Origin of the sequence: Rahnella sp. JUb53, from assembly GCF_004346065.1 — a bacterium.
GTDB lineage: Bacteria > Pseudomonadota > Gammaproteobacteria > Enterobacterales > Enterobacteriaceae > Rahnella > Rahnella variigena.
In genome coordinates, this window is the sequence record NZ_SLYT01000022.1 from 1 (window position 1) to 6,675 (window position 6,675).

Sequence of the window (6,675 nt, forward strand, 5' to 3'; positions counted from 1 at the left end):
CAGTACGATGAAGCAAAATATTTGCTGGCTCTCGAAGCGCGCCACTCGCCCTTACTGAAGCCATAAAAATCTTGTCGAATGTCTCAGAGCGTGATGCGGACGTTATCCTTGGAAATAAATGGCATGGAAGTGTTGAGATTACCCTTGGCGATACAATAGCTGCTGACACCGCAGTACCCATTAGAAAAACTTCATTCAGACCCTAAATTTTATCGGTTGCGGCCAACGGCCAAATCCATCAAATTAAGCGCGAAAATCCCTTTGACTGTTATTTATGGAAGATAGACATGATACAAAAAATCCTTTCCTGTGCACTGCTGCTCGCCGCATCAGGTTCCGTATTTGCAACAGCTCAACCGGAAAAAAAGCTAAGGGGCATTGTTGATAACGTTGTTATTCCTTTAATGAAAGAACAGGCCATTCCAGGTATGGCAGTGGCGGTGATTTATCAGGGCCAGCCTTACTACTTTACCTGGGGAATGGCAGACGTAGCAGGCAAACAGCCCGTCACGCAGCAGACCTTATTCGAGCTCGGTTCTGTCAGTAAAACCTTCACCGGCGTACTGGGTGGCGATGCAATTGCTCGTGGTGAAATTAAACTGAGCGATTCTGTGAGCAAATACTGGCCCGCACTCTCCGGTAAACAATGGGAAGGGATAAGTTTGCTGAATTTGGCAACCTATACCGCAGGTGGCTTGCCGCTCCAGGTGCCGGATAATGTTACAGATGAGGCGTCGTTGCAGAAATACTATGAAACCTGGCAGCCACAGTGGACACCTGGCACAAAGCGTCTTTATTCGAACGCCAGTATTGGGCTGTTTGGTTCCCTGGCAGTTAAACCATCAGGCATGAGTTTTGAAGAAGCTATGAGCAAGCGCGTGTTCCAGCCATTGAAGCTAACGCATACCTGGATACACGTTCCGCAACGCGAAGAAAAACACTATGCCTGGGGCTATCGCGGTGGGAAAGCCGTTCACGTTTCTCCGGGGATGCTGGACGCTGAAGCCTACGGCGTGAAATCGTCGATAGAGGATATGGCAAGTTGGGTGCAAGCAAACATGGCGCCTTCGGAAGTAAAAGATGCCACACTTCAAAAGGGCATGATACTTGCCCAGTCGCGCTACTGGCGTGTGGGTGACATGTATCAGGGGTTAGGCTGGGAGATGCTGAACTGGCCAGTGAAAGAAGCAATCGCGGTCGGTGGTAGTGATAGTAAAGTCGCAATGGCACCGCTGAGTGCCACGCAAATTAATCCGCCATCGCCAGTATTAAAAGCCTCGTGGGTACATAAAACTGGCTCAACCGGTGGATTTGGAAGCTACGTTGCTTTCATTCCCGAGAAGAATCTCGGTATCGTGATGCTGGCTAACAAAAGTTATCCTAACCCTGAGCGTGTGAAAGCGGCTTATCACATTCTTGCAGCTTTACAGTAAATGGGGTCTGACGCTCAGTGGAACGAAAACTCACGTTAAGCAATATCGTCCTCCACTGGCTCTTCTTTTGTTCCAAGCTTCAGAAGATTTAGTTTATTCAGGGAATGGGGTATTATTTTGCTGCATACCACAGAGGTGTTGTCGATAAATTTCATCCCCTGTGGTAACTAATCACTCCAGGGAAAGAGCGGACATGTCCATAACCATCAGCGTCTTGCTGGAAAACCGGCTTAACTCCGGCTCTATAAATTTGCTGCGTGCTAAAGCCGGGCTAAGTCTGTTTATCCAGGATGAAAATGATTCAATCTTGTTTGATACCGGACCCGATGATAGCTTCCTACATAACGCTGCCCTGATGGGGATCGATTTGACCAGCCTAACTGCGACTGTACTTTCACACGGACACTATGACCATTGTGGCGGTGTTCCGTGGTTGCCTGATAAATCCCGGATCGTATGCCATCCCCAAGTGGCCAGCGAGCGCTACTCGGCCGTAAGGTTTTCAGGCTATACCGCCAGAATAAAAAAATTGTCTCTGAACATTGATTATTCACATCACCTTATGGAGTACAGCAGTGCCCCGCTGCATATCGGAGAACGCTTTATGTGGTCAGGGGAGATCCCGGTGGCCAAACCGGAGGCATATGGTGTTACCGGAGGGAAAAATGCGAGAGTGGATTATGTAAAAGATGAAGGGGTTCTGATCTATAAATCTGAACGCGGACTGGTCATTTTTATCGGTTGTGGACATCGCGGACTCATTGATATCGTGCGTCACTGCCAGAAAATAACAGGAATAAATCATATTCATGCCCTTTTTGGTGGTTTTCACCTGCGCTGTGCTTCACCCCGTAAGCTCTGGGAGGTGAGACAGTTTCTACGCTACCAGAAACCAGATAAAATAATGGGCTGTCATTGCACTGGTAAATGGGGTTGCTTGTGGTTGCCGAATGCAGTCACTCCAGCAACAGGAGATATTTATATTCTGGGATAGGGCTTAAATAAATAGTGTTGCTATCACTGCAGTACCACTAAGCAACACCAAAGAACCGATGATTTTCAGCAGCATTTTTCCCTTCATTATAAAAAACACTGAGGGAATAAAGAATACCGTGATAACAATGACCGGCATCGAACCGTTAGCAATTATTTCTACTATGCTTGGATTTGCAGTTCCGATCACAGTGCAGATGAGAATATTGCAACTCAAAATAACCCTCTTGTTCAATACGCCGAAAGAACCTATCCCGTCGATAACGCCAGTCAGGGTTCCTGTATAAGCGCCAGCAGTCAATAGAGAAAGAAGTAGTGCTGCACAATACCACACTAGATGTTTACCGGTAAGACTCGCCGTGTAAGAAAGAGCATCAATATTTTTGGCGCCAATAATGTTAATATCTTCCGGTGTTAACAATCGGCTGACTGCGATGACAAAGACGAGAATAAAAGTAAAAATAATTAACTTTCCGACGATCAGTTTTCGTACATCCGGAATTTCAGAGCTTTTAGTGAAACGCTGGATACATGGAGTAAAATTGAAGGTAAAAAGAAAAACAGGCAGCAATTTGAGGTTGTTAAAAGAACCCATATCCAGTGAATGTAATAATTGATGTCTGACTGGTTGAAAGAAAAAAAACACGGTAACCCCGGCAACTGAAATAATTGAAAGAAGCGCAATTCGAGAAATAAGTCTTTCAACCTCAGTATTGAAACTCAGCCAGGCCACAGAAAGCGCTGAGCTTAACAACAGCGAGACACAAAATCGTATAAATAAACTGTCATTGAAAAAAGAACTTACAACATTAACCAGTGCGATGAAGTTTATCAAAACGATAATCATCATCGATACGATAAACAATGCACAAATTACAGATGCATATCGGCGGCCAATAAAATATGAGGAAGCTACCAAAAAATCTTTCTCTGGATTAAAACTGATAAATTTAAAAAATAGATAGTGAGCCATCAACGAAACCAGCATAGCACCAGTGATAAAAACTAAAAAAGGCATCATCCCAAGTACAGTCGGGCCTACTGCCTGGGGTAAAAAGAATATTCCGGCCCCAAAGGCAGTGGAAAAGAATGTGACAGGCCAGTATAAATCTGAAATTTTCATGGTATTACTCAGTTATAACGCCCATATCAGAGGTACAACCTTTTCATTATTCACAGCTGTTATTCAAAACAAGATTTTCCAAAAAATACCAGTAGCGAAGGTAAAGATAGGCCATCATAGAACGCTGACGCCGCACGATACCCGTTAAGTACATTGATCCGAGAACAAAGGGGGAAAACACCGATATGAGAAGTGTAATTATCAAATATTTTATTTGAGGAAACTTTATACCTGATAGCTCTGAACGTGGCTGCATTACCTGCAGCGCAAGTAGGTTTGTTATTCTCTATAATGGCAAAGGTATGTTCGTCTACTGTCATCAAGAGATTGCGATCCTGTCGATTAAATAAAAGATTTTTATCTACTGTATTTTTGATGTGTCTTTTAAACCGATCGGCCATAGTTTTTTCACTAACATAAAATGATCTTATATCGATACCATAGCATTTGTTAATATCTTTGATGTAAGAATTTATTCTTTCCGGAATAATATACGGGGATGTTGCCTTTTTTCTGTACTGATTGGCGCCGTCAATTTCATTGCCGTCTTTTTTCTCCATATAAAAATCATTGATCTCCATAAGAAAATCGGGCTGGATGTTTAACTGTTCCTTTGATTTCACGATATAATCTATGCAGAATCTGGCTGATTTTTCAACCTCATTACTGACTGAAAATCGGTCATCCAGATTAACAACCGTATGTCCTCCTGAAATAACAACTCTATCGCTAAGATAACCCTTTGCCATTTCAATCAGAGCATCTAAATTACTGTCGCCCACTTCATCACTAAATATTTCAGTTACTCCAGACTCATCTGCCCTGTAGACCATGAATCTGTCCGCATCTTTCCATCCTTTAGTGCAGTTGCACTTGTAATCCCTGAAAATGACGCGCTCTGCTGTTTTATAGAAGTTGTCGTCCCTTAAGGTCAGTAACTCAATATCAGCCATAGTATTTTCTCCTTGGATAAATCATAAACCAAGAGGAACCTACATCAACCGTATCTCTGATTTTGCTACTCACATCAAATACTAAAGACTGATAAATAATGCGATTCATTTTTTGCAACTTGCGTCACAAAAAATCACTTAAGCCATTTAATCCATGCTGTGTATGTGGTTTTATGTCTGCGAATCAAATGCGGAGAGGTGGGCGAGTGGTTTAAGCCAGACAGAGAAAACTGTAAGGTTTTCTCTGTCCACACGATTTATCGTGTCGTAGGTTCGAATCCTGCTCTCTCCGCCACTTCTGAATATATTTGAGGGGCAGCTCAATAACGTCCCCCTCAATTAAAATGCCTACTGTAATTCAATCATCTAACGCTACTTAGTTATCATATATTAAATTGAAAATGATAATTTCATCATGGAATATATCTCTTTATAAAAGAGCTGCCGTTGTCTTCATCACCATTATTCAAAATACGTAATCTTGTCTTTTATCTGTACCTAAAATATACCCTATTTAAACAAGTTTTCAGGTTGACTTATATATCATTAGATTTTCTCATCTTCCAGAATCTTATATACCGTGGAACGAGCGATGCTGAGCTGCCGGGCGATCTCAGTTGCGCCAGTTCCCTTCCGGTGAAACGCCAGCACACGGTTTCTGTCGATGGTACGTTTGCGACCAAATCGGATACCTTTCAGTTTTGCTTCCTGCCTGCCCTCATTTGTGCGCTCCAGTATTCTCTGACGCTCGGCTTGTGCTACAGCCGACAAAATGGTGACCACCATTTTCCCCATTTCTCCATCAGTGCTGATCCCGTCATCAATGAACCTGACGGCCACGCCCTGGGCATCGAACGCTTTTATCAGTTGAATCATATCTGAGGTATCTCGACCAAGACGGTCAAGTTTCTTCACCAGAATGACGTCGCCTTCTTCCACCTTCATACGCAGCAGGTCCAGACCTTCCCTGTCGGTAGAGCTGCCGGATGCCTTATCGGTAAAGATACGACTTGCTTTTACGCCTGCGTCCTTGAGTGCCTTGATCTGAATATCGAGGGATTGCTGACTGGTTGATACCCGTGCGTAACCAAAAAGTCGCATAAAAATGTATCCTAAATCAAATATCGGACAGATGCTGTCTGTTATAACAAAAAATCGATTTAACGGACATGCAAAAGAAGCACTTTTTATATGTCTGATAATTTATATATATCAGATAGTTACTTCAATAGCGTACGTTTTCGTTCCATTGGCTTTCAGACACCGGATAATAAAATCCGGCAGCACAAAGCCTTTCTCCCCCTTGACGTCCACCTCAATATCAAACAGGGGTTTCACCAACTATTATTCCCGTCTGAATGCGGGACTGTTGTGTGGCACGAAACGGATGCGCTTTCGGGCCTCATTCACTTTTAGCGACTGTATGAAGCCGGCCGACGCAAGCAGATCGGCCATGCGGCTGAATGGCTCTGTATAGACCACTGAGCGGTGTTCTTTGTTGCTGAGAAATACGTGGTAATCGGGATCAGTCAGTGAGCTGAGGACCTGACTGATCGCAGTATGCGGAATATCCCCGGCTTTCAGGCTTTGTACAAGCAGCGCGCGTCGCATGTCGTCATCTACGAGCCCGGGAGCCAGTTGCGGAAGCATTGCCGGTGCGAAAAATAGCGATCCAGCAAACAGTTCACTGTCGTAATTCCATAGCCAGTTAAGAGCATGCATGCAAACCTGGGGCGATATTTTCCCGTCCGTTAAAAGTAGTGTCGCCAACGGGCGGTCAAATTCATCGTCATTTATCAATACAAATTCAGTTTCGGCTTCCAGCAGGGCAGGATGTTGCGTAACAATATTTGCTAGTAGCGCAGTAAGTCCGTCGCCTTCCTCCTGAAATTTTTCGTAAAGCTGTTGGAAAACATGTGCTGATGGTGCCAGCCGATTTTGGTTGATAAGCAGTGCTGCACACTCAAAAGGAGTATTTAGGGGAAGTTCCATGAAGCAAATCTGAGCACTGATGAGAATCTTGTGCCTGGCAGACTCGCTTAATGCCCCTGAATAAAACAGCCTCTGCATAATCTGTTTGAATAGACCCGGGTTTCGTAGACACTTTTTTGCCTCATAATGGAGGCCTAATGAAGGAGTGTTTATGTCAGTCAAAACGTTCACAGAAGAATTC

The 6,675-nt window shown here is 43.9% G+C and carries 5 protein-coding genes, 1 tRNA gene and 1 pseudogene; 3 read left to right on the forward strand and 4 right to left on the reverse strand.

Annotation, left to right across the window (positions count from 1 at the left end):
- Positions 1 to 287 precede the first annotated feature (287 nt).
- The gene (gene ampC, locus EC840_RS24995; RefSeq protein ID WP_132967427.1) at positions 288 to 1,433 is read left to right on the forward strand and encodes a CMY2/MIR/ACT/EC family class C beta-lactamase; all 1,146 of its coding nucleotides are present in this window, start codon (positions 288 to 290) and stop codon (positions 1,431 to 1,433) included.
- Positions 1,434 to 1,626: 193 nt separating this feature from the next.
- The gene (locus tag EC840_RS25000) at positions 1,627 to 2,427 is read left to right on the forward strand and encodes an MBL fold metallo-hydrolase (RefSeq protein ID WP_132967429.1); all 801 of its coding nucleotides are present in this window, start codon (positions 1,627 to 1,629) and stop codon (positions 2,425 to 2,427) included.
- Between the two features lie 3 nt (positions 2,428 to 2,430).
- Here the strand turns inward: EC840_RS25000 and EC840_RS25005 are convergent, their stop codons facing one another.
- Together EC840_RS25005 and EC840_RS25010 are read right to left on the reverse strand one after the other, a co-directional pair.
- Positions 2,431 to 3,549: a threonine/serine transporter gene (locus tag EC840_RS25005; RefSeq protein ID WP_132967431.1), complete on the reverse strand. Its 1,119-nt coding sequence runs from the start codon at positions 3,547 to 3,549 to the stop codon at positions 2,431 to 2,433.
- A gap of 59 nt (positions 3,550 to 3,608) precedes the next feature.
- Entirely contained in the window at positions 3,609 to 4,502 is an 894-nt protein-coding gene (locus EC840_RS25010) for a hypothetical protein (RefSeq protein WP_132967433.1), read from the reverse strand.
- A gap of 192 nt (positions 4,503 to 4,694) precedes the next feature.
- On the opposite strand from EC840_RS25010, the gene EC840_RS25330 reads away from it, so the two are divergent.
- A tRNA-Phe gene (locus EC840_RS25330) sits at positions 4,695 to 4,797 on the forward strand.
- A 251-nt stretch (positions 4,798 to 5,048) separates the two neighbouring features.
- Here EC840_RS25330 and EC840_RS25015 read toward each other — a convergent pair.
- Positions 5,049 to 5,603: a recombinase family protein gene (locus tag EC840_RS25015; protein WP_132967435.1), complete on the reverse strand. Its 555-nt coding sequence runs from the start codon at positions 5,601 to 5,603 to the stop codon at positions 5,049 to 5,051.
- Between the two features lie 243 nt (positions 5,604 to 5,846).
- Positions 5,847 to 6,675: pseudogene (locus EC840_RS25020) on the reverse strand (hypothetical protein); the annotation flags it as partial.

Coding starts and splice junctions, on each gene's coding strand:
- ampC (WP_132967427.1), top strand. CDS start 288: ATGATACAAAAAATCCTTTCCTGTGCACTGCTGCTCGCCGCATCAGGT.
- EC840_RS25000 (WP_132967429.1), top strand. CDS start 1,627: ATGTCCATAACCATCAGCGTCTTGCTGGAAAACCGGCTTAACTCCGGC.
- EC840_RS25015 (WP_132967435.1), bottom strand. CDS start 5,603: ATGCGACTTTTTGGTTACGCACGGGTATCAACCAGTCAGCAATCCCTC.
- EC840_RS25005 (WP_132967431.1), bottom strand. CDS start 3,549: ATGAAAATTTCAGATTTATACTGGCCTGTCACATTCTTTTCCACTGCC.
- EC840_RS25010 (WP_132967433.1), bottom strand. CDS start 4,502: ATGGCTGATATTGAGTTACTGACCTTAAGGGACGACAACTTCTATAAA.